The sequence below is a fragment of the Rahnella inusitata genome (assembly GCF_003263515.1).
GTDB classification, from domain to species: Bacteria; Pseudomonadota; Gammaproteobacteria; order Enterobacterales; family Enterobacteriaceae; genus Rahnella; species Rahnella inusitata.
Map to the genome: position 1 here is coordinate 43,645 of NZ_JYDE01000019.1, position 22,331 is coordinate 65,975.

Consider the following 22,331-nt stretch of genomic DNA (forward strand, 5'->3'; position numbering starts at 1 on the left):
TTTTATTATTTGTTTAAGAAATAGCTTTCTTCGATGGTCACTTTCAGGATGACTTTTTTAACGTTTTTTTCTGGCCGGAAGCGGCTGGCTTCGTGATTTTCAAAAATGATGACGTGGCCTTTTCGCGCTGTGATTTTTTCGCCGCTGCCGGTGAAGAGTTCACGATCGGTTTCATCGCTGTAGGGCGCGAAAGTGTAAAGCCGTGATTTGGCAGCGAATTCAATGTCTTCGCTCCCTTCGAGGTAGTAGTGAATATCGAAATAACGGCGGTGGCCTTCAAATTCTGCCCGCTGCGGTTCTGCGCCGGACGCCAGTCGGTATACCAGCGAATCGCCGACAGAGTGAAAAACGCCGGGACGGATATTTTCAACGTTATTGACTGCTTCCATGCAGCGCAGCCATTTTTTTCCTGTGCCGTACAGCCGCTGAAATTCAGTTAACGAGTCAAGAATAATCATCAGTTCGCCTCCGGGGTTTCTAAGGGCTGGGGTTGAAAGGATTGTTCGGCAAGACTCAGGCTGTCGGTGTCCTGCTGGCGGAAAGGCACCAGCGTGAAGCCGTAGCTGAACGCCGAGAAGTAAACGCGGTAAGAATCGAGAACTTCCGAGCCCCAGGAGTTGGAGCCGAGCCCCATGATTTGATGGTCGAGGTTGAGGGTCAGGCAGCTATCCGGCGTGAGCTCGTCGATGTGCTGCGCCTGCTGCACCATTTGCGAACTGTACGGCCACAGGCTGAAATTGATCGGCTGGCGCGGCTGAATGAAAATCCCGTTTCCGGCGTTATCGCGCAGGCTGAGCCAGCGGATATCCTGACGGTTGCCGTTGTCCTGCGGCATTGGGTAGTTCTCAAACAGGCTGCTTACCGGCTGCTGATAATGGCTAATCAGGTTCGCCTGACGGCTGTCCTGATAGTTTTCGCCCGGCCCGCGACCGTAATATTCCACCTGTTGAAAACGGCGGCTGATGCCAAAATCCAGCCCGATTTTCGGGATAACGTGGCTAAAATCACCATAGGGCGAGCCGGACAGATCCAGACTGACCGCGCCCTGCGGCGATATCCGCCAGCGGTAAACGCAGCGCATACCGAAATCAAACACCGGCGGGGCGATCACCGTGCGCACTTCAATCACGACGTCGTTGTTCAATCGCTCACAATGCAGCGAGCGAAAATGCTGCTGCATGATCTGCAAATGATTAGGCTGCCAGATGCCTTCAAACTCCGGCTTATGATTGTCGATTACCGGTTTGAAGAAGTTGAGTGTGGGCGCGCGGCCAACGATTTCTTCGCCGTCCACCTGCCAGCTTTTCAGTTCGCCGTCGAGGCGGGAAAACTCAAGGCGAAAGCCCTGACCGCTGACGATAATCAGTAGCTTCTGCTCGTCGCAAACCAGCGGTATGCGGCTATCCGCATCGGGTAAGGTCGCCAGCGTCTCTGCGGCCTGCAACAGCACCTGATAATGTCCGAGCGGATGATTCGCTTCGCTGTACGCGGTCGGGCTGTTTTTACTGATGCTGACGTTAAGGAAGGTTTCCTGGCCGCTGACGGTGAATTCCGGCAGTGGAATTTCTTCACATTCGCCAGGTTGCAGGTGCGGCAGGGTGATTTTACGGGTTTCTGCGCAGCGCCCGGCAATCTGTACGGTCAGCGTCAGCGTGATGTCTGCCAGTGAGCTGAACCAGTAACGGTTTTTGACGCGTAGAGCGTCGCCATCGCGACTGATTTCCACCGGGCACAACACCTGTTTGTATTCGCGCAGACCGGGGCCTGGCGTCTGATCAGGGTAAATCAGGCCGTCCATACAGAAGTTGTAATTATTCGGATAATCGCCGTAATCGCCGCCATAGGTGTAGCGTATTTTCCCGTTTTCGGCGGTTTCCAGCAGGCCGTGGTCGCACCATTCCCAGATGTAATGCCCTTGCAGGCTGGCGTGACGGTTCATCACGGCCTGATATTCCGCGAGTCCGCCGGGGCCGTTGCCCATCGCGTGGGCGTACTCGCAAATAATGCGCGGTTTAGCGTGCGGATATTCGCCGAACGCGCTCATCATCTGAACGCGGGAATACATGGTGCTGATGACGTCAGTGACCTCGGCATCGCGGTCTTCCTCGTAATGAATGAGACGCGTCGGGTCGAGAGCTTTGCAGCGCGTGGCCATGGCGCGGATATTGCAGCCATAACCGGATTCGTTGCCGAGCGACCACATCACTATCGACGGATGGTTTTTCTGCGCCATCACATGTCGCTCGATGCGTTCAACATAGGCCCGTTCCCAGCGCGGATCGTCGGTGATACGGCTCAGATCGCCGACGTTGGCGAAACCGTGGCTTTCCAGGTCGGTTTCGGCCATGACGAATAAGCCGTAGATGTCGCACAGGTCGTAGAAGCGCGGATCGTTCGGGTAATGTGCGGTGCGCACCGAGTTAATGTTGTGCTGTTTCATCAGGATGATATCGCGCTCAACCCGCGCCATATCGACCGCGCGCCCTTTGCGGTGATCGTGGTCGTGCCGATTCACGCCGTGCAGTTTGAGGTAACGCCCGTTGATATAAAACAGCCCGTCGCGCACGGTGATATCACGAAATCCGACGCGTTGCGGCACCACGGAAATCACCTTGCCCGCGTCGTCATACAGCGTCAGCAGCAGCTGATATAACGCCGGATGCTCCGCGTTCCACTGACGTGGCTGACTGACCGGCATCTCCAGCCTGCAACGGGTTTCGTCGCTGATACACAAGCCTTCTGCCGACAACTCCGCGATGCAGCGTTCGCCATCCCAAAGCTGCGCATGCAGCCGGTAACCGCTGACCGGCTGATGAAGGTTGTGCAGAGCGACATCAATGTTCAATGTCGCATCGCAGTAGTTTTCATCGAATGCCGTGACGACGGAAAAATCCTGCAGATGGACAGGGTCCTGGCCGGTGAGATACACATCGCGGAAAATCCCCGCCATCCACCACATGTCCTGATCTTCGATGTAGGTCGAATCCGCCCACTGCATTACGCGCACCGACAGCAGATTTTCGCCCGGCTGCGCCGCCGCGCTGATATCAAACTCCGCGCACAGGCGGCTGCCTTTGCTGAACCCGACGTAATGACCGTTCACGTAAACTTCGAAGTAGGTTTCGACACCGTCGAATTTAATCAGGGTTTGTTTGCCTGCCCATGAAGCATCCAGACAAAATGTGCGCTGATATGCGCCGGTCGGATTGTTGGTGGGCACGAAAGGAATGTCGATCGGGAAGGGAAAACCTTCGTCGGTATATTGCAGCTGGCCGTGGCCTTCCATTTGCCACATCCCCGGCACGGCGATATCACCCCAGCCGCTCACGGGCTGACGGTAGAATTCATCAGGAACTAACGCCGGATGCGCAAAATAGCGGAATTGCCAGCGGCCGCTAAGCAGCTGAAAATTCTGGCTGGCGGCGCGGTCAAAGCTCAGCGCCTGCTGCGCGTTTTCATAACTGAAAAACCGGGCGCGAGGCGGTAAACGGTTTTCTGACTGCTTGTCGATGTTTTCCCAATTATTCACGTGATCTCTCCTGAGACGTGTTTCTATGGGAAATAAGATAGTAAATATTTAGTAAAAATAACTAAAAACATTTACTGATTGTCAGAGAGATCACACAATTTTAAAAATGTGTTTGAGGATCATGCAGTTAACTTTACCGATCGTCGGAGATCCCTCTGACACTGCCTTTTCATCGAAAAACCGCGTGCCAGAGAGTGATTCGTACCAGCCCCGGATCAGCGGCGCGTGGTGTCGCGCAGCTGCAAAGAGCTCGGTACAAACAGCGAAAGCGGTACGCTGCGTTCATCGCGCAGGCGTTCAGTCAGCAGGTTGACTGCCTGCGCACCCATGGTTTCTGAATGAATGCGAACCGTTGATAAAGAAGGGAAAACAAAGCGGGCGGTCGGGATGTCGTTGACGCTTATCAGCGCGATTTGCTCGGGGATTTTCACGCCATGTTCCAGCAGCGCACGGGTCACGCCCAGCGCAATCGAATCGGTGGCAATCAGCAATGCCGGTGGCCAGGGCGCGTTCTCTGCCAGCATTTTCTTCGCACACTGATAGCCGGACTGGCTGGTGAAATCGCCGTAATAAATATCCCGTGGCTGCACGACGTTTTTCAGCCGGCCATATTCCACAAACGCCTGCTCACGCTGGTCGGCGAACTCCGGATGATCGCGCCCGCCGATAAAACCGATGCGCGAGTAACCCTGGGCGATGAAGAAATCGATCACCTTCTGGCTGATTTTAAAGAGATCCACATTCACGCAGTCAAACTGTGCGTCTTCCATCACGCCGTCAATGAAGACCACTGGGCAGGATTGCTGACTGAGTTGCTGATGCAGCGCGGTCTGCGGCTGGCCGATGACCAGAAATCCGTCGGCGGACGGCAACGGTTTATCGCCACTGAAATCATAACCAGAAATTAGCGTGATACCGAGTTTTTCACATTGCGTTTCAACGCCATAGCGCATGGAAAGATAGTAAGGATCATCGATTTCCAGCCCCTGGCGGTAGGTGAACAGCGCCGCGAAGGTCATCCGGTGCGTCGCGTTGCGTTTGGAAGGGGACAGCTTATATTCCAGACGCTCCGCCGCTTCCAGAATGTTCTGCCGGGTTTGCGCTTTCACGCTCAGGCTCGGATCGTCATTTAGCACGCGCGAAACCGTCGCAACGGATACGTTCGCGGCCTCAGCGATTTCCTTCAAAGTAGCCATCAGCGTCTCATAAATAGGTAAACGAAAGCCGTAGCTTAATGTGATCAGCCGCTTATGTACACCCGCTGCGGCTGCGTGAGCGCCCAAAAAAGCAATGTGACAAGGTTAACGCTTTACCAATAATTCAGTATATTTTAGTAAAATATTTACTACTATGCGTTTTACTTTTTGGCTCACCTAAAACTTCTCATCCTGAGCGAAGCGCATAACCATGAAGAAAATATCACTCAATAAAATATTAATGCTTTTATTATTCGCCTCGCCAATGAGTTTAGGGGCGCAGGAACCGGCCGTACCTGCCGAACACAATGTATTAACCCCGCCTGAAATAACGCCTAAGAACCCGGATGCGACCGCCTACCGTTTTTATGGTGAAATGGGCGGCGGCGGCAGCGTCTATTTAAACGGTAAAGATCAGCATAAATACAGCGATGGAACTTATATCGAAGGCGGGCTGGAAATAAAGCACGGCAACTGGTTCGGGCTTATTTATGGCGAAGGCTGGACAGTGCAGGCCGATCATCAGGGAAATGCCTGGGTGCCGGACCACAGCTGGGGCGGATTTGAAGGTGGCCTGAACCGGTTTTATGGCGGCTATCGTACGGATAACGGCACCGAGATGATCCTCAGTATGCGCAACGATTCCTCACTCGATGACCTGCAATGGTGGGGCGATTTCACACCGGAATACGGTTACGTTATTCCCAATACGCGCGATTTAACTCAGGCTGCGAAAATTCAGAACCTCACTGGCAAGTTTCGCTATAGCGTGACCGCCGCGCCGGAAAGCCGTGTCGATGAAAGCAAGGCGCTGCTGCATTTTGGAAAATATGACCGTTATTCAGACAAATACACCTATCGGGCGATGGTCAACGGTTATACGCAATATGACCTGACGGAAGGGCTGACGCTGCTCAACGGCCTTGAGCTTACCGACGGCACCGGGCAGCTGTTTCTCGCCGGTTTGCAGGGCAAAAATCTCGCCGGGCGCATCTGGCATCACACCGGCAAGGGCGATGGCAATCATCCGGGCAGCGAATCCGGGATGATGGTCAGCGCGATGGCCGAAGCCGCGTCAGGCCTCTATCTTTCCACCGCGTACAGCTACGCCGAACACCATTTAGATAATGCGGCTGACACCACGACTTCCTATGCACAGGCTGGGATCTGGTATGAATATTACGGTGGCCGCTTCGCGACGGCATTAGACAGTAAAGTTTATATGAGCAACGACAATACCGGCGCCAGTAATTCAGTATTTCTGATGCAATATTTCTATTGGGGTAAATCATAATGAAAAACGTCAGCAGACTTAAATACGCCACACTTTTGGTCTCAGCGGCATTATTTATTTCCGGCACTGCACTGGCCAATAATGCCAAGATATTGCATGCAGGGGATTATAAAAACGTCATTAACCGTACCGGTGCGCCACAATATATGCTCGATTATGATTTCGATGAGCACCAGCGTTTTAATCCGTTATTTGATGACGGTGCGTGGCATGGACATTTATTACCGGCAGGCCCGCAAAGTATGGGCGGATTTCCTGGCCCGGCGCTGCTGACCGAAGAATACATCAACTTTATGGCGGAGAATTTTGACCGCCTGACGGTCTTCAAAGAAGGTAAGAAAGTCGCGCTGAGCATGACGGCGTACAGCATTCCCGGCGCGCTTGTTCAGACGCTAACTGCGCCCGGCATCCGTATCGATCTGACCCTGCGTTTCGTCACCTCGCGCACGTCGTTGCTTGAAACCAAAATCACCACCGATTCCCCGCTGGAACTGGTGTGGGACGGCCAGCTTCTGGAGAAACTTCACGCTCAGGAAGGCAAGCCGCAGTCGGATAAAACCATCGAACAGGAATATCCCGGCTATACGCGTACTATCCTCCCGACGGCTGACGGGCTGCGCGTTACCTTCGGCAAAGTGCGTGCGCCTTCCAGCCTGATGACATCAGGGGAATCACAGTATCAGATCCACAAATCTCTGCCGATGCAGACGACCGTCGAGGGTCATCAGTTTACCGGCAAGGCGGACATCTCCGGATCCACTACGATTTTCACCACCTATTCGCATCTGCTGACTGCCGCCGAAGTGCAGCAGGAACAGCCGAAAATCGCCGATATTCTCCTCCATCCGCACACTTATCTCACCGCAAGTGAAGAGCGCTGGGAAGGGTATTTGAATAAAGGGCTGACCAATGCGCACGCGACAAAAGCACAGGAACGCGTGGCGGTAAAAGCCATCGAAACCCTTAACGGTAACTGGCGCGGTGCGGCAGGCGCGATGAAGTTTGATTCTGTCACGCCGTCGGTGACCGGCCGCTGGTTCTCTGGTAATCAGACCTGGCCATGGGACACCTGGAAACAGGCGTACGCGATGGCCCATTTCAATCCGCAGGTGGCGAAAGACAATATCCGTGCGGTGTTTGCGTTTCAGATCCAGCCCGGCGATCCGTTGCGTCCCTGGGATGCCGGTTTTGTTCCCGATCTTATTGCCTATAACCCGAGCGCCGAGCGCGGCGGGGACGGTACCAACTGGAATGAGCGCAACACCAAGCCGAGTCTGGCGGCGTGGTCGGTGATGGAAGTCTACAAAACCACTGGCGATAAGGCGTGGCTGGCTGAGATGTACCCAAAGCTGGTCGCTTATCATGACTGGTGGTTGCGCAACCGTGATCATAACCATAACGGCGTGCCGGAATATGGCGCGACCCGCGATAAAGCGCATAACACTGCCGACGGCAAGATGCTGTTTACCGTCAAAGACGGCCAAAAAGAACAGACAGAATCCGGGCTCAAGAATTACGACAAGGTCGTGAAGTCAGGAAAATACGACAGCATTGAGATCCCCGCGCAAGTTGCTGCCTCCTGGGAATCTGGCCGTGACGATGCCGCCGCCTTTGGCTTCATCGATGCCAAACAGCTGGCGAAATACGTCGAAAAGGGGGGTAAAAAACAGGACTGGCAGGTCAGCTTCGCCGAAAACCGCGCCGCCGACGGCACGCTGTTAGGCTATTCGCTGTTGCAGGAGTCGGTGGACGAAGCCAGCTATATGTTCAGCGACAATAAATATCTGGCTGAAATGGCGGACATTCTCGACAAGAAATCCGAAGCGGAAGCTTTTCGCAGCAAAGCCGCGAAACTGGCTGATTACATCAATACCTGCATGTTCGACAGTCACAGCGGCTTCTTCTACGACATCCGTATTGAAGACAAACCGCTGGCAAATGGCTGTGCAGGCAAGCCGATTGTCGAACGTGGCAAAGGTCCCGAAGGCTGGTCCCCATTGTTCAACGGCGCAGCGACGCAGGCCCACGCCGACGCGGTAGTAAAAGTCATGAAAGATCCGAAAGAGTTCAACACCTACGTGCCACTCGGCACCGCCTCGCTGACCAATCCGGCGTTCGGTGCAGACATCTACTGGCGTGGCCTCGTGTGGGTCGATCAGCTCTATTTCGGCTTAAAAGGCATGGAGCAATATGGCTATCGCGATGATGCCATCGCTATGGCGCAGACCTTCTTCGACCACGCCGACGGACTGATCACCGACGGCCCGATCCGTGAGAATTACAACCCGCTCAACGGTAAGCAGCAGGGCGCCCCGAATTTCTCATGGAGCGCCGCGCATCTATATATGTTGTATAACGATTTTTTCGGGCAGGGTAAGTTGAAATAATCCAGTGGCCGTAACCGCCCCTCGGGGCGGTTTTCGTAGGTCAGGATTTGCGCCCTAATCCCCAGCACACCAGCCCTGCGACCACCAGCGACGGAAGGGTCGCGCCGATGTCCGGCAGCAGGTGAGCCATCAGATGATAGACCGCGATACCGATAATCCATGCTGCCAGTGAATGCACATTCAGGTCTTTATGGGTCTGAGCGTGCAGGACAAAATGATGGGTGAGCACGACGCCGAACAGGGGCGCAAACACTGAGCCAATCAGCAGAAGGAAGTTTTCATACTGCGTGAGCGGCACACCCCATGCGATAAGCGTACACAGCAAGCCAATGCCCAGAGTGAGTTTTCCGATGCTGATGGGCAACGATGTCCCCGCCGAGACCGCCGCCGAATGGATATCCGCGAACGCGTTTTCGTGTTCATCCACCAGAATCAGTAACAATGGAATGCCCAGCGCGATGCCGGAAAGTGCCAGCAGCAGGGCGTTAGCGTCAGTCGATGTGCTGACGAACGCCAGCGTGTAGCCCACGCCGAGTGACATCATCCATACGCTGCCGAGAAAATATCCGCACGCCGTTCCCCAGAAGTTCTGTCTGGCGGTTTTGCCGAACCGGGTGTAATCCGACACCAGCGGCAGCCACGAAAAGGCCATCGAGACCACGATGTCACAGGCCTGCGCGAACGGCATCGAGCCGTCTCCCGCTTTGTGCCAGAGCGTGGATAAATCCGCATGCAGGAACAGGTAACCGGTCAGCCACGCGCAACTTGCCAGAAGCAACCAGATCCCCCAGCGGCGCAACACCACGCGGATAAATGCCAGAGGCCCGCTGGCCGCCAGCAGCGTGGCGATTGCGCCGAAGATAAACGTCCAGAGTGTCGGATTGGCCCACAAGCCGCCATCGCCCCACGCCCGTTTTGCCAGAAGTGTGGCCGCATCGCGCATGACGACGATTTCGAACGCTCCCCAGCCGACCAGTTGGATCAGATTAAACACCACCGGCAACGCCACGCCGCGTTTACCGAGGCTCAGCCTCAGCGATGCCATCGACGACATTCCCGTCTGTCCGCCGATCACCCCGACCAGCGCCAGCAGTGCAACGCCCACTGCGGAACCCAACACAACAGCCGCCAGCGATCCCGCGAGCCCCAGACCCGGAGCCAGAATCGCCCCCGCCTGCAATACCATCAGGCCCATGCCGAGCGAGAACCAAAGCGAGAATAAATCAGCCCAACCTAATGTCCGTGATTTTTCCGGAACAGAGGTTTTCGGTGAGTAAATACTATTATCTTTCATGAGGTTAATTTCGTGGTTACAGCGAAGGTCTGTTATAGCACAAAGCCAAAGGATTCTGATGACGGGTATGGGGGAAGCGCACTTTTGGGTTTCAGTTGCTGAATTTCCGGCACAAAAAACCTTTTCTCACTTCTTAAAATTTCAATCTCTTCCTTACTTCGAATGAATCACAATCACGCCTAATTTCTCCAGCAAATGACTTTGCTGCCAGTCATCGATTTTCACGCCGTCGAGATCGACCTTGCGCAGGTTCAGTTCGCCAAGATCGGAATTCGTCAGGTCACAATGGGTGATGTTCACATTGTTCCAGTCAAACTCGGTGAATTCGCCGCCGGAAAGATCGGAGCCGCTGAGGTTCGCGCCTTGCACATTCGCACCGGTCCAGCGGTTTTCCCACAGTTCACATTTCTCCAGAATGACTTTGCTGAAGTTCGTGTAGCTGAAGTTATTTTTGGTCATGAACGCGCTGCAAAACCAGGTGCGCGAGGTGATCATATTCATAAAGCTGGCACCGCTGAAATCTGCGCCGGTGGCTTTGCATTCGCGGATTTCCAGACCCAGCGCCTGAATATTTTTGAAGTCGGCCATGGTTAAATCGCAGTTTTTGAAACTGGCGTCTTTCAGCTGCGCATGCTGAAAAGAGCAACCTGCCTGCGTTTCATCATCGTAAAAAATACAGTTCACGAAGGCGACTTCAGACAGATCACTGCTGTCGAAACGGCAGCGCAGGAACCGGCAATCATGAAATATTTCGCCCGTCAGCTGCTTCTGGCTAAACCGCTGGTCGCTGAAAGTCTGGTCTTTGATCATCTCGTTCTCTGTCATTTTTCCCGCCGCGAAGGGGCTTATCCTGACAGAAAATACAGATCGAAAATATGGAACCTGCCTCGTAATAACACGATTTACTTAAGTATTCGTTTTGCCGATCGGCTGGCAGGCGTCTATTCTCAAAGGCTTAACGGAGTCCATCTTTCAATCAGCTAAGGAAGACTGAAATGCGTCTGTCCATCCTCTTTATGGCAACCAGTCTGGCGTTCAGCCAGTACGCAATGGCGGCAGAATCCGCGCCGCCCGCCACGCAGGAGCACGTCATGAATCACGCGATCAACGCCGATAATCCTTTTTTAAAAGCCAGCCCGCTCGAGTATCAGGCTCCGCAATTTAATCTCTATAAAGACAGTGATTACGAACCTGCGCTGCTTGAAGGCATCCGTCAGAAACTGGCTGAAGTGGATAAAATTGCCGATGACACTTCTCCGCCGACCTTTGAGAATACGTATGTCGCGCTGGAAAAATCCGGCGTGATGTTGCAGCGCGTCCAGAACGTCTTTGGCGCGATGACCGGGGCGAATACCGACGATACGCTGCAAAAAATAGATGAAGACATGTCGCCGAAGCTTGCCGCGATGGATGACACTATTCATCTCAACAGTAAATTATTTGCGCGGCTGAAAGCGGTCTATGACCAGCGCGCGTCGCTAAAACTCGATGCCGAATCCCAGCGCCTGATCGAGGTGACGTATAAGGATTTTGAGCTGTCAGGCGCGAATCTGTCCGATGCGGATAAAGATAAACTCAAAGCCCTTAATCAGCAGGCGGCCACGCTCAGCACTCAGTTCACCAACAAACTGTTGGCCGCCACCAAAGCGGGCGGCCTGACGGTGAAAGACAAAGCGCAACTGGCCGGGCTGAGTGATGCCGAGCTTTCCGCCGCCGCGCAGGCAGCCAAAGACCGCAAGCTGGATAACACCTGGCTGCTGGTATTGCAAAACACCACGCAGCAGCCGTTGTTGCAGTCGCTGGAAAACCGCGAAACGCGCAAAGCACTGTACGAAGCCTCAATCAATCGCGCAGAGAAAGGCGATGCCAATGACACCCGCGAACTGATCGCGAAACTGGCTAAAGTCCGCGCCGAACAGGCCAAAGTGCTGGGCTTCCCGAGCTATGCCGCGTGGAAGCTGGAAGACCAGATGGCGAAAACGCCACAGGCCGCGCTGGATTTCATGCACAAAATTGTTCCGGCAGCGACTGCCCGGGCAGAGCGTGAGGCAAAAGATATTCAGTCGCAGATTGATAAACAGCACGGCGAATTTAAGGTCGCGGCGTGGGACTGGCAGTTTTATGCGCAGCAGGTACGCAAAGAAAAATATGACCTCGACGACGCACAGATCAAACCCTATTTTGAGCTGAATAATGTGCTGGAAAATGGCGTCTTCTACGCGGCGAACCTGTTGTACGGCGTCACCTTTAAAGAGCGCAAAGACCTGCCAGTGTATAACCCCGACGTACGTGTTTTTGAAGTGTTCGACAAAGACGGCAAATCAATGGCGCTGTTCTACGCCGATTACTTCCAGCGCGACAATAAAGGCGGTGGTGCGTGGATGAGCAACTACGTCGATCAGTCCAAACTGCTGGGCACAAAACCGGTGATTTACAACGTCGCGAACTTCCAGAAACCGGCTGCGGGGCAACCGGCTTTGCTGTCGTGGGATGACGTGATCACGATGTTCCATGAGTTCGGCCACACCCTGCACGGGCTGTTCGCCGATCAACAATACCCGAGCCTTTCCGGCACCGCGACGCCGCGTGATTTTGTCGAATTCCCGTCACAGTTCAACGAGCACTGGGCGAGTGACCCGAAAGTGTTTACTCACTTCGCCAAACATTATCAGACCGGTGAAGTGATGCCGCAGGCATTGCAGGACAAAATCGAGAAGGCCAATAAGTTTAACAAAGGTTATGACATGACCGAGTTGCTGGCCGCTGCGCTGCTCGATATGCACTGGCACAGCCTGAGCGCGAGCGATCCGCAGCAGGATGTCGATAAGTTCGAAGCAGAATCGCTGGCGAAGGACAACGTCAATCTGGCTTACGTCCCGCCGCGTTACCGTTCCAGCTACTTTCAGCACATCTGGGGCAACGGCTACGCCGCCGGTTATTACGCCTACCTGTGGACCGAAATGCTGGCCGACGACGCCTTTGCGGGTATCACCGAGCAGGGCGGGCTGACGCGGGAAAATGGGCAGAAATTCCGCGATCAAATCCTTTCGCGCGGTAACAGCGAAGATCTCGAAAAACTGTACGAAACCTGGCGCGGTAAAGCACCGTCAATTGAGCCTATGCTGAAGAACAGGGGGCTCGAAGAATAACGGAAAAGAATGATGAACGGCGGGTGTGGGTAGGATACCCGCCGTTTTTAAGCTCTTCATTCTCTTCGTTTATTTAGGCGATAAGCGGGCAATTGTCAGGTAAGGGGCATTTTTGCGAGAATAATATTTTTCCATTATCCAACTCCGAAGTTTTAACTTAGATTCTTCTTCATTGTGACTAAAGCATTCAAACTCGCCATAGTTAGCATCAAATACTCGATAAGTTTTCTGATTAACAGATACGCCAATACAGTGGAAAAAATCCACATCATTTACGACGGCTACAAAATAGAACCCATTCTTATTATCTTGATGAATTCTTTGACCTTCATAGCACCGAAGTAACTTTTCATCTGTTGATTTATAACGATCGCTTTTTAATACCAACATTTGTCCCAGCGTGAGCCAGGTAAATTCACAGTATGCCCGTTGACGGGAAAAGAAACGATGAACCTCTTTATAATATTGCTTGTCTTTTCTGGTTGCTGACATTTCGTTCATTAGCCAGTCCTGAGTCATCGCAAAACAAACCCCATTTTGTAAATGGCTTTCGTTGGTTAAATTTTCCAAGTATCGATCTTGATTTAATGGGAAATTCCTTTTCATATTGCCCTCTGGCTTGTAAACACATTATTCGTTGTTTAACTGACTGTTTTTACAGGTGAGTATTATTGATGACACACTGAAAAATAGTGGGTTATCTCGCCTCAAGACGGTCTCGCTCATATCATCTGGCGTCTTGATGACGTTCATTTAAGTGATGAAAATTAAAAAGCCGATATGCATTATAGATAATAGAAAGATCTATGCAATGATGGAAATAAAATCGATCAGACGAATAGATGAGATGCAATTAATTAATATTTCACATATTAATTAATTTAAAGTTAATAGCGTGAGTTTTCCTTTATTCAGGCACTTTACTTAGGTTTTTTAACTCAGAAGAAATATGAGTCGTAAATTTCAGGCGCGCAGTTGGATAACCGTTATGAATCCGGAAGTAGATTCTCTGCGCCGTCTCGTTCTTCACCAGACGGAGCAGAGAATCCCCCCTGCGCTAAAAATGGCTCATGGCGTATCACTAACAAAGTAGCTCGCTGGAGTTTAATGGGAGCCCTGCGCCGCCAGCCTGTGCCCCATCCAGAAGAACACCAGCCCGGCCACCGAAGCGGCGATCAGTGCGATAAACATCACCGCCGGTGCGGTGTAGCTGAGCAGGAAGCCGCACATGACCGGGTTGATTGCGCCGCCAAGATTGCTCAGGTTTTGCATGCCGTAGTAGCTGCCTTTCATGTTTTCCGGGGCAATAAAGTCGATAAACATATATTCCACCGGAATGACGATAAGTTCGCCGAAGCTGAAAATCGCCATCGCAATCATCCAGAACAGTACCGACTCTCCGGCGGTCATAAATCCGATCAGCCCGACGATAAAGAATACCGTGCCGAGAAACAGCCATTTCAGCAGCGTTTGCTGCTTCATCCGGCTGCTTAAAACGTACTGGAAGGCGATAACAATCACGGCGTTGGTGATCATCACCGCGCCAATGATTTTATAGGCAAACTCCGCATTCGACACCAGTATCAGATATTGCGAGAGATATCCGGCAAACTGGCCGAAGACGACTGAGCCGAGCGTGCTGCCCAGCGTGAAGTAAATCAGGCGGCGATCGCGGGCGAGAATGCCCAGTGTCTGGCGCAAATTGGGTTTTGGCAGTGGTTTTTGTTCCTGCCCGGTCTGCGGCGGCTTGTGAGGAATATTGCGCAACACCCAGCCGAGAGAAATTACCGTCCCGAGGGCCAGTACGCCGGAAATCACAAATGGCAGCATCGGGCTAAACCCCGCCAGCCATACGCCAAGAGAAGAGCCTACCGCCCAGCCGACGTTTACCAGCGTGTAGTTCATCGAAAATGCCTTTACCCGTTTCTCGATCGGCAGCCAGCTGGCGATACAGGCTTTAAGCGTAATACTTAGCAGCGCATAAGAGGCGTTAAGCAGTGCCAGCACCAGCAGAACGCCGGTGACGTTCGGCAGCACCGGCAGCAGTAAAAAACTCAGGCCGAAAGAGCTGATGGATACGGTGATGAGGGTGCGGTGATTAAATTTATCCACCAGATAACCGGCGTACAGGCCGCTGAGAATACCGATTGCCAGGCTGGCACCGAGGATAATCCCGACGCTTTTCGGCAGCAGATGGTAGTGCTCGGTCAGGTAAATCGTGATAAACGGCAGTGTGACGCCACGCCCGATAGTAAGTACTAACGAACTGGCGAGCAGCGCGAGGATCAGCGGCGGCATTCCCTTCATTCTTAAGGCATTCCCTATGTATTGATGATGACGCTAGCCAATGATAATAGTCGAGTCTGCGCAGTATTTTTCGATACAAAAATGCGGTATTTAAGCGAGATGTGCGCTGATTCTCGGAGCGGATAAAGTTCAAATCTAAGGCTTCTGCGGTTCAACGCTATCTTTTCCTTGAGGCCATCGGGAAGTACCTCTAGATGAACATGAGGCCAAATTTAATCTGTCATGAGTTACTTTTCCTTAAATAATAAATCATGTGTTTTATTTAAAAAATCTCTAATTTATTGTGAGTTTTGTTATATTGGAGCTGGTCTTTATAATCTTAGTTAATGTATTTTATGGAATATATAAATGAACTATATGTATAATGAAATTGATTTCGAGGATTTTAAATTGGCTAAGTCAGGCCAATGGTTTATTGGTGTTTTTTGCACTAAACCAACAGGGATTTACATTTCCCCAGTAAATATATTTGAGGAAAGGGGTGACAGACTCGATGATGATGTTATAAACAACTTTTCTAGCAAAGGAATGAATCGTTATGCTTCAGGTGCGCCGGGAGAGAGCAGGGGAATGATGACACCTTTCAAAACCTACAAGGAAGGAAATTGGTTGGCCAACAGAGCAGTCGGTATGACACATCATACTGCTGTCATGCGTAAAAATAAACTTCCTGAACTTTATTGTTACGGATTTTCATTAATAAAAATAAATGATTCATTTGCACAACTTAAGTTTAGTTCAACTTCATTAAATTCTAAGGAAGGGGGATATGTATCACATAGTTTTTCAAGGGCAACATATTCAAATAAAGGAGGGTTCTTTCCTGGTACAACGTTAATGCCAGTCCATAAACAGCAACTCCTTGCTACAGCCTTGAGAGAATATCCGTTCTCAATTTCGCATATTGCTGCGTCTCAGGATTAGATTAATTTCCTTCTTTAAAATAATGTAGGGAAATAAAACCAGATTTAAGAGCTTATGTTTGATCTCTTATTCATTGAAAGACTAACAATTTAATAAAATTAATTAACGCTAATCATAGCTTCTGCGGCGCCACCCCATGAAAGAGCAACACTGAAACGTGTTTACGCAGCGCTTCGGGGGAAATCGGTGAGGGGGCGCCCTGGCGCATTTTCATCGAGGCGAGCGGGAACAGCGTCAGGCCGAACAGGGTGATGAACAGCAGCGCCGGATCGAGTTCCGGATTCAGGCGGCCTTCGGCTTGCCAGCGGGTGATACAGTCGTGCACGATTTTGCGATTCTTATCGCCATTACGTTCTTCCATCCGCTTTTTTAACATGCCGCTTTCGCTGATCACTTCGCGCACCCACAGCGGGGCGACCCAGGGATATTTTACTGCCGCATCGATCATGCACTGCGCCATTGAGGTGATCGCCATCAGCGGATCGTCGGCGTGGATATCAAAGATATCGCTGAAACCGGCGCGCACCGGCTGAAAACGCTCATCGATGAGGACGTCCAGCAGCTGCTCGCGGGTATTGAAATAGTAATGCAGCATCGCGGTGGTCACACCCGCCTCTTTGGCGATCATGCTCAGCGGTGTTTCGGCGATGCCGGACTGGGCAAAGAGTTTCAGGGCGGCATCCAGCAGCAGTTCACGCTTATCCACGCCTTTTTTAACCCCGCTCGGGCGACCCGGACGGCGTGGGGTTGTTACGCCTTCTTTTTGAACCTTTTGTGCTGTCGTCGCTTTTTCTGAGATTTTTCTGTCTGTCATGAGCGGGGTGATCCATTGACCGGATGAAAGTGATGCGTCAATATTAATTATACAGTTAATTAATTACAAGTCAGGATTGCATTCATGACAACTATGAACTCAGCGCAGAGCGAAGTGACGCAAGCGAAGCCTTCGATCAAGCTTCTGTTCTCCGCGCTGTTACTGGTGATGCTGCTGGCCGCGCTCGACCAGACCATTGTCTCAACGGCATTACCGACCATCGTCGGTGAGCTGGGCGGCCTGGATCAGCTTTCGTGGGTGGTGACGTCGTATCTGCTGGCGTCGACCATCGTGGTGCCGCTGTACGGTAAGTTCGGTGATTTGCTGGGCCGCAAAATTGTGCTGCAAACGGCGATTGTGGTGTTCCTGCTCGGCTCGGTTCTCTGCGGGCTGGCGCAGAACATGACCCAGTTGATCCTCATGCGTGCATTGCAGGGGCTGGGCGGCGGCGGGCTGATGGTGGTCACCATGGCCGCGGTGGGTGATGTGATCCCGCCGGCTGAGCGCGGAAAATATCAGGGGCTGTTCGGCGGGGTGTTCGGGCTGGCGACGGTCATCGGCCCGCTGATCGGTGGTTTTCTGGTGGAGCATATGTCGTGGCGCTGGATTTTCTACATTAATCTGCCGCTGGGTATTTTTGCGCTGCTGGTAATCGGTGTCGCGCTTAAATCCCAAACCGCGCGTATTCGCCACGAAATCGACTTCCTTGGCGCGGCCTATCTGGCGGCGGCGCTGACCAGCATCATTCTGTTTACCAGCGAAGGTGGCACGGTCTATCAGTGGTCGGATCCGCAGCTGTGGTGCATTCTGGCGTTTGGCCTGGTGACCCTCGGTGGTTTCATTTATGAAGAGACGCTGGCGGCGGAGCCGATCATTCCGCTCGGGCTGTTCCGCGACCGCACATTCCTGCTGAGTTGCGCCATCAGCTTTATCATCGGGATGTCGCTGATGGGCTCGATGACCTTCCTGCCGCTTTATTTGCAGGTGGTAAAAGGCTCGTCGCCGTCCCAGGCCGGGATGCAACTGCTGCCGCTGATGGGCGCGCTTCTGGTCAGTTCGATTGTCAGTGGGCGCATTATCAGTCGCATTGGTCGCTACCGGATGTTCCCGATTTTCGGCACCCTGCTGAGTTTTATCGGCATGCTGATGCTCGGCAATCTCAAACTGAGCACCACGCTGCCGCAGCTGTATTTGTATATCGGCGTCCTTGGCTTCGGTCTGGGCATGGTGATGCAGGTGCTGGTGCTGGCGGTGCAAAACTCGGTGTCGATGAAACAACTGGGCGTGGCGACATCCAGCGTGACGCTGTTCCGTTCTATCGGCGGCTCTATCGGCGTGGCGGCGTTTGGCGCACTGTTCACCCACGGTTTACGCACGCAGCTGGAGAAGCTGATCCCCGAAGGCACGCAGCTCCCGCACTCACTGGGCGCGCAGGCGGTGCAGCAATTACCGGCGGCCATCCGCGATGATTATTTACAGGCATTCGCCTCAGCGCTGCACTCGGTGTATCAGATTTCCGCCGGTGTGATGGTGCTGGCGTTCGTGCTGTCGCTGTTGCAAAAAGATGCGGTGCTGAAGAAATAACCGGCGGCACTGCGTGTGATTTGCACTAAGCTTTCCCCTTTACGGCGCTGGAAAATATCAGCGCCGGTATTTTTTAGGGACAATTAAAAAGGGGATCACCATGCTGTTTCGCCGTTTCGAGCGAATGATCGACATCTTCCGTGAGGCGCCGGGCGGGGAGCCGCCAGGCAAAGTCTTTCCTTTCTATCTCTATTATCTGCGTCAGGTCTGGCCGAGTTTTGCCGTGCTGCTGGTGGTCGGGCTGGTGGCGTCGCTGATTGAAGTGTCGCTGTTTAGCTATCTCAGCCAGATCATCGATCTCACCAAAGACACGCCGCCGGGCAGTTTCTTCTCCGAGCATATGGGGGAACTCCTCTGGATGGCGGCGGTCGCGATGATCCTGCGGCCCGTATTTTTCGGGCTGAACGATTTGCTGGTGCATCAGACTTTGACGCCGGGCATGACCAGCATGGTGCGCTGGCAAAACCACAAATATGTGCTTAAGCAGAGCCTGAACTTTTTCCAGAGTGATTTTGCCGGGCGTATTGCCCAACGCATTATGCAGACCGGCAGCTCGCTGCGGGATTCGGCGGTGCAGATGGTCGATGCCATCTGGCACGTGGTGATTTACGCCGCGAGTGCGCTGTTCCTGTTCGCCGAAGCCGACTGGCGGCTGATGATCCCGCTGATTATCTGGATTTTCTGCTACGCCATTTGCCTGTGGTTCTTCGTGCCGCGCGTGAAGCAGCGTTCGGTGGAATCCTCCGAGGCGCGCTCGAAACTGATGGGCTGCATCGTCGATGGCTATACCAATATCGCGACGCTCAAACTGTTCGCCCACAGCGATCTGGAGCAGCAGTATGCCCGTGATGCGATCACCGAACAGACTTACAAAACGCAACTGGCGGGTCGTTTACTCACCGGTATGGCGTTCGCCATTACCACACTGAATGGTTTGCTGATTGTCGCCAGTACGGGGCTCGCGCTGTGGTTATGGACGCAATCTCTCATCTCCGTCGGGGCGATTGCGCTGGCCACCGGGCTGGTCATCCGCATTGTGAATATGTCCGGCTGGATCATGTGGGTGGTGAACGGGATTTTCGAAAATATCGGTACGGTTCAGGATGGCCTGCACACCATCGCGCAGCCGCTGACCGTCACGGATAAACCGCAGGCGAAAGCGCTGAAGGTCGATCACGGGGCGATCCACTTCGATCATATTAACTTTAACTACGGGAAGGGCGCGCGGGTGATCCAGAATCTGGATCTGGCGATCCGCCCCGGCGAGAAGATCGGCCTGATCGGGCCTTCCGGCGCGGGGAAATCGACGCTGGTGAACCTGCTGCTGCGCCTGTATGACATCGACGGTGGTCGTATTCTGATTGATGAGCAGAACATCGCCGACGTCACGCAAGAAAGTCTGCGCGCGCAGATCGGGATGATCACGCAGGATACCTCGCTGCTGCACCGTTCCATTCGCGATAACCTGCTTTATGGCCGACCGGGGGCGACGGAAGAAGAGTTGTTGCTGGCGGTCCGCCAGGCGCGTGCTGATGAGTTTATTCCGCAACTGTATGATTCACAGGGCAGAACCGGGCTGGATGCGCATGTCGGTGAGCGCGGTGTGAAACTCTCCGGCGGGCAGCGTCAGCGTATCGCGATTGCGCGCGTGCTACTGAAAAACGCCCCTATTCTGATCATGGATGAAGCCACGTCGGCGCTGGATTCCGAAGTGGAAGCGGCAATTCAGGAAAGTCTGGAGACGCTGATGGGCGGCAAAACGGTGATCGCCATCGCGCACCGCTTATCGACGATTGCCAAAATGGATCGTCTGGTGGTGCTGGAGAAAGGGCAGATTGTCGAGATGGGCAATCACGCCGAACTGCTGGCGCACGGCGGGCTTTACGCCCGTTTATGGCAGCATCAGACCGGTGGATTTGTCGGGATGGATTAAGGTTCGGCGCTGTGCCGGTAAGGCAGCATCTCACGGGCTTCATCCGCCCAGCGCTGCACGCCGGCACGCTCTTCTACTAAGAAATCTTCTACGGCATCGCGCAGACCCGGATGCCGTAAATAGTGCCACGAGTCGGTGATCACCGGCTCAAAGCCGCGCAGTAATTTGTGTTCGCCCTGAGCACCCGCGTCAAACCGTGCCAGCCCGCTGGCAATCGCGTATTCCATTCCCTGATAAAAACAGGTCTCGAAATGCAGCCGGTCAAACTCGGCGAGGCATCCCCAGTAACGTCCGTAAAACGTATCGCCGCTGATCAGACTGAACGCCATCGCCACGTCACGGCCATTTTGCTGCGCGACGACCAGACGGATCGCCTCTGGCATCCGCTGCGCCAGCAGGCTGAAAAAATCACGGGTCAGATACGGCGCCTGACCGCGCACCGCGTAGGTGTTGCTGTAGCAGCGGTAGACAAAATCCCACTGCGCCTCGGTCACTTCGGCCCCTTTGAGCCAGACAAATTCGATGCCCTGCGCCGCGACCTGTTCGCGCTCTTTGCGAAACTGCTTTCGTTTACGTGAGGTCAGGGCGTCGAGGTAATCCTGAAAATCGCGGTAGCCGCGGTTTTGCCAGTGATACTGACAGCCGAGCCGGTGCTGCCACAGGGGTTCTTCGCCGAGCAGCCGGTTGGCGCGGGTGTCGGTGAAATTGATGTGTGCGCCGGTCAGGCCATTTTCCACCAGATATTCCGGCAATGCCTGTAAAAGACGGACGGCCGCTGTTTCATCGCCGAGCAAACGCGCGCCGGTCACCGGACTAAACGGCACCGCGCCCAGCCATTTCGGATAATAGGCAATGCCCGAACGCTGACACGCATCTGCCCAGCCCTGATCAAATACATATTCGCCGTACGAATGACGCTTGCGGTAACCCGGAATGGCGGCGCGGATTTCACCGTTTTCCTGCCAAAGCAGATGTTCGGACCTCCAGCCTGAATTCGGCCCGAGGCTGCCGCTCTCTTCCAGCGTGGATAAAAACGCGTGGCTGAGAAACGGTTGTTGCGCAGGCACCAGTGCGTCCCACTGTGCGGCGGGCAAATCGGCCAGACGGTTTAACGCGGTTATCGGCATGAGCTTTTCCGGTGAGAAAATGGGCAGGGTCGGGCGGTCTGCCGGGGGCTATTTGGCCCCCGGCTGGGAGGTATTATGAGGCGGTGACTTCCGGGTTATCGGAGAGCGAGATGAAAGTCTTGCCGTCATAGGCTTCAATAGAGCCGGATTCAATATCATAAACCCAGCCGTGCAGGGTAATTTCGCCTTTGGCTAAAGCGACCGCCACACAAGGGTGCGTGCGCAGATTACCGAGCTGTGCTACCACATTCTGATGCACCATCCCGTTTACGCGGGCTTCCGGTGTTTCATGTTCAGTGGCTTCGTTGATGGCTTTTGCCGCATCCGAATAACGCAGCCAGTGGGCGACCGCAGGCATGTGATCCAGACAGGTGCAGTTGGCGATTGCGCTCATTGCCCCGCAGTTGGAATGCCCGCAGATGACAATATCCTTTATGCCCAGTGCTTTAACGGCATATTCGACGGTCGCGGAAACGCCGCCAGGTTCAGGTCCAAATGGCGGCACGATATTACCGGCATTTCGGATAACGAACAGTTCACCCGGTTCACGTTGGGTAACTAATTCGGGTACCAGCCTGCTGTCTGAACACGAAATAAAAAGTGTTTTAGGATTTTGATTTAATGCGAGCTTTTTGAAGAGCTTAGAGCGTTGGGGGAACGCTTCTTTTTGGAATCTGAGGAAACCTTCAATAACGTCTTTCATGTGGGAATTCCGTGTATTTCAATCGCAATGATACTGCCACGAATAAATAAGCAGATCAATCAGACGCAATACCACTATTATTTACAAGGT

At 53.3% G+C, this 22,331-nt stretch carries 16 protein-coding genes; 6 read left to right on the top strand and 10 right to left on the bottom strand.

Annotated features, from left to right (window positions below; translation table 11 throughout):
• Positions 1–5: 5 nt before the first annotated feature.
• The 3 genes from TU92_RS12055 to ebgR form a co-directional block, all read right to left on the bottom strand.
• The gene (locus TU92_RS12055; RefSeq protein ID WP_112167465.1) at positions 6–458 is read right to left on the bottom strand and encodes a beta-galactosidase subunit beta; all 453 of its coding nucleotides are present in this window, start codon (positions 456–458) and stop codon (positions 6–8) included.
• Positions 458–3,529 (bottom strand): beta-galactosidase subunit alpha, encoded by a 3,072-nt coding sequence (ebgA, locus tag TU92_RS12060; protein ID WP_112167466.1) that lies wholly within the window; start codon positions 3,527–3,529, stop codon positions 458–460. Before ebgA ends, TU92_RS12055 begins: the two co-directional genes overlap by 1 nt.
• Before the next feature lie 215 nt (positions 3,530–3,744).
• Entirely contained in the window at positions 3,745–4,725 is a 981-nt protein-coding gene (gene ebgR / locus TU92_RS12065; RefSeq protein ID WP_167457488.1) for a transcriptional regulator EbgR, read from the bottom strand.
• Between the two features lie 211 nt (positions 4,726–4,936).
• On the opposite strand from ebgR, the gene ygjJ reads away from it, so the two are divergent.
• Together ygjJ and ygjK are read left to right on the top strand one after the other, a co-directional pair.
• The gene (gene ygjJ, locus TU92_RS12070; RefSeq protein WP_112167468.1) at positions 4,937–6,019 is read left to right on the top strand and encodes a protein YgjJ; all 1,083 of its coding nucleotides are present in this window, start codon (positions 4,937–4,939) and stop codon (positions 6,017–6,019) included.
• Positions 6,019–8,406 (top strand): alpha-glucosidase, encoded by a 2,388-nt coding sequence (gene ygjK / locus TU92_RS12075; RefSeq protein WP_112167469.1) that lies wholly within the window; start codon positions 6,019–6,021, stop codon positions 8,404–8,406. Before ygjJ ends, ygjK begins: the two co-directional genes overlap by 1 nt.
• A 40-nt stretch (positions 8,407–8,446) precedes the next feature.
• Here the strand turns inward: ygjK and cytX are convergent, their stop codons facing one another.
• Entirely contained in the window at positions 8,447–9,700 is a 1,254-nt protein-coding gene (cytX, locus tag TU92_RS12080; RefSeq protein ID WP_112167470.1) for a putative hydroxymethylpyrimidine transporter CytX, read from the bottom strand.
• 153 nt (positions 9,701–9,853) lie between these two features.
• Positions 9,854–10,510 (bottom strand): Qnr family pentapeptide repeat protein, encoded by a 657-nt coding sequence (locus tag TU92_RS12085; RefSeq protein WP_112167471.1) that lies wholly within the window; start codon positions 10,508–10,510, stop codon positions 9,854–9,856.
• A 185-nt stretch (positions 10,511–10,695) separates the two neighbouring features.
• Here TU92_RS12085 and dcp point away from each other — a divergent pair, with 185 nt between their 5' ends.
• Positions 10,696–12,849: a peptidyl-dipeptidase Dcp gene (gene dcp / locus TU92_RS12090; RefSeq protein WP_112167472.1), complete on the top strand. Its 2,154-nt coding sequence runs from the start codon at positions 10,696–10,698 to the stop codon at positions 12,847–12,849.
• Between the two features lie 69 nt (positions 12,850–12,918).
• On the opposite strand, the gene TU92_RS12095 is transcribed toward dcp, so the two are convergent.
• Positions 12,919–13,455, bottom strand: a complete 537-nt coding sequence (locus tag TU92_RS12095) for a hypothetical protein (protein ID WP_112167473.1) — start codon at positions 13,453–13,455, stop codon at positions 12,919–12,921.
• Between the two features lie 498 nt (positions 13,456–13,953).
• Positions 13,954–15,156, bottom strand: a complete 1,203-nt coding sequence (locus TU92_RS12100) for an MFS transporter (protein ID WP_112167474.1) — start codon at positions 15,154–15,156, stop codon at positions 13,954–13,956.
• A 348-nt stretch (positions 15,157–15,504) separates the two neighbouring features.
• Between TU92_RS12100 and TU92_RS12105 the strand changes: the two genes are divergently transcribed.
• On the top strand, positions 15,505–16,080 hold the full coding sequence (locus tag TU92_RS12105; RefSeq protein ID WP_112167475.1) for a hypothetical protein: 576 nt from the start codon (positions 15,505–15,507) through the stop codon (positions 16,078–16,080).
• Between the two features lie 112 nt (positions 16,081–16,192).
• Here the strand turns inward: TU92_RS12105 and TU92_RS12110 are convergent, their stop codons facing one another.
• Positions 16,193–16,894, bottom strand: a complete 702-nt coding sequence (locus TU92_RS12110) for a TetR/AcrR family transcriptional regulator (protein ID WP_112167476.1) — start codon at positions 16,892–16,894, stop codon at positions 16,193–16,195.
• Positions 16,895–16,978: 84 nt separating this feature from the next.
• Between TU92_RS12110 and TU92_RS12115 the strand changes: the two genes are divergently transcribed.
• Both TU92_RS12115 and TU92_RS12120 read left to right on the top strand, forming a co-directional pair.
• Positions 16,979–18,478 carry an MDR family MFS transporter gene (locus tag TU92_RS12115; RefSeq protein ID WP_112167477.1) on the top strand — a complete coding sequence of 500 codons (1,500 nt, stop codon included), beginning with the start codon at positions 16,979–16,981 and terminating at the stop codon, positions 18,476–18,478.
• A 100-nt stretch (positions 18,479–18,578) separates the two neighbouring features.
• The gene (locus TU92_RS12120; RefSeq protein WP_112167478.1) at positions 18,579–20,411 is read left to right on the top strand and encodes an ABC transporter ATP-binding protein; all 1,833 of its coding nucleotides are present in this window, start codon (positions 18,579–18,581) and stop codon (positions 20,409–20,411) included.
• On the opposite strand, the gene TU92_RS12125 is transcribed toward TU92_RS12120, so the two are convergent.
• Positions 20,408–21,538: a GNAT family N-acetyltransferase gene (locus tag TU92_RS12125; RefSeq protein WP_112167479.1), complete on the bottom strand. Its 1,131-nt coding sequence runs from the start codon at positions 21,536–21,538 to the stop codon at positions 20,408–20,410. The genes TU92_RS12120 and TU92_RS12125 overlap by 4 nt on opposite strands.
• Before the next feature lie 73 nt (positions 21,539–21,611).
• Entirely contained in the window at positions 21,612–22,241 is a 630-nt protein-coding gene (locus TU92_RS12130; RefSeq protein WP_112167480.1) for a carbonic anhydrase, read from the bottom strand.
• Between the last annotated feature and the right edge of the window lie 90 nt (positions 22,242–22,331).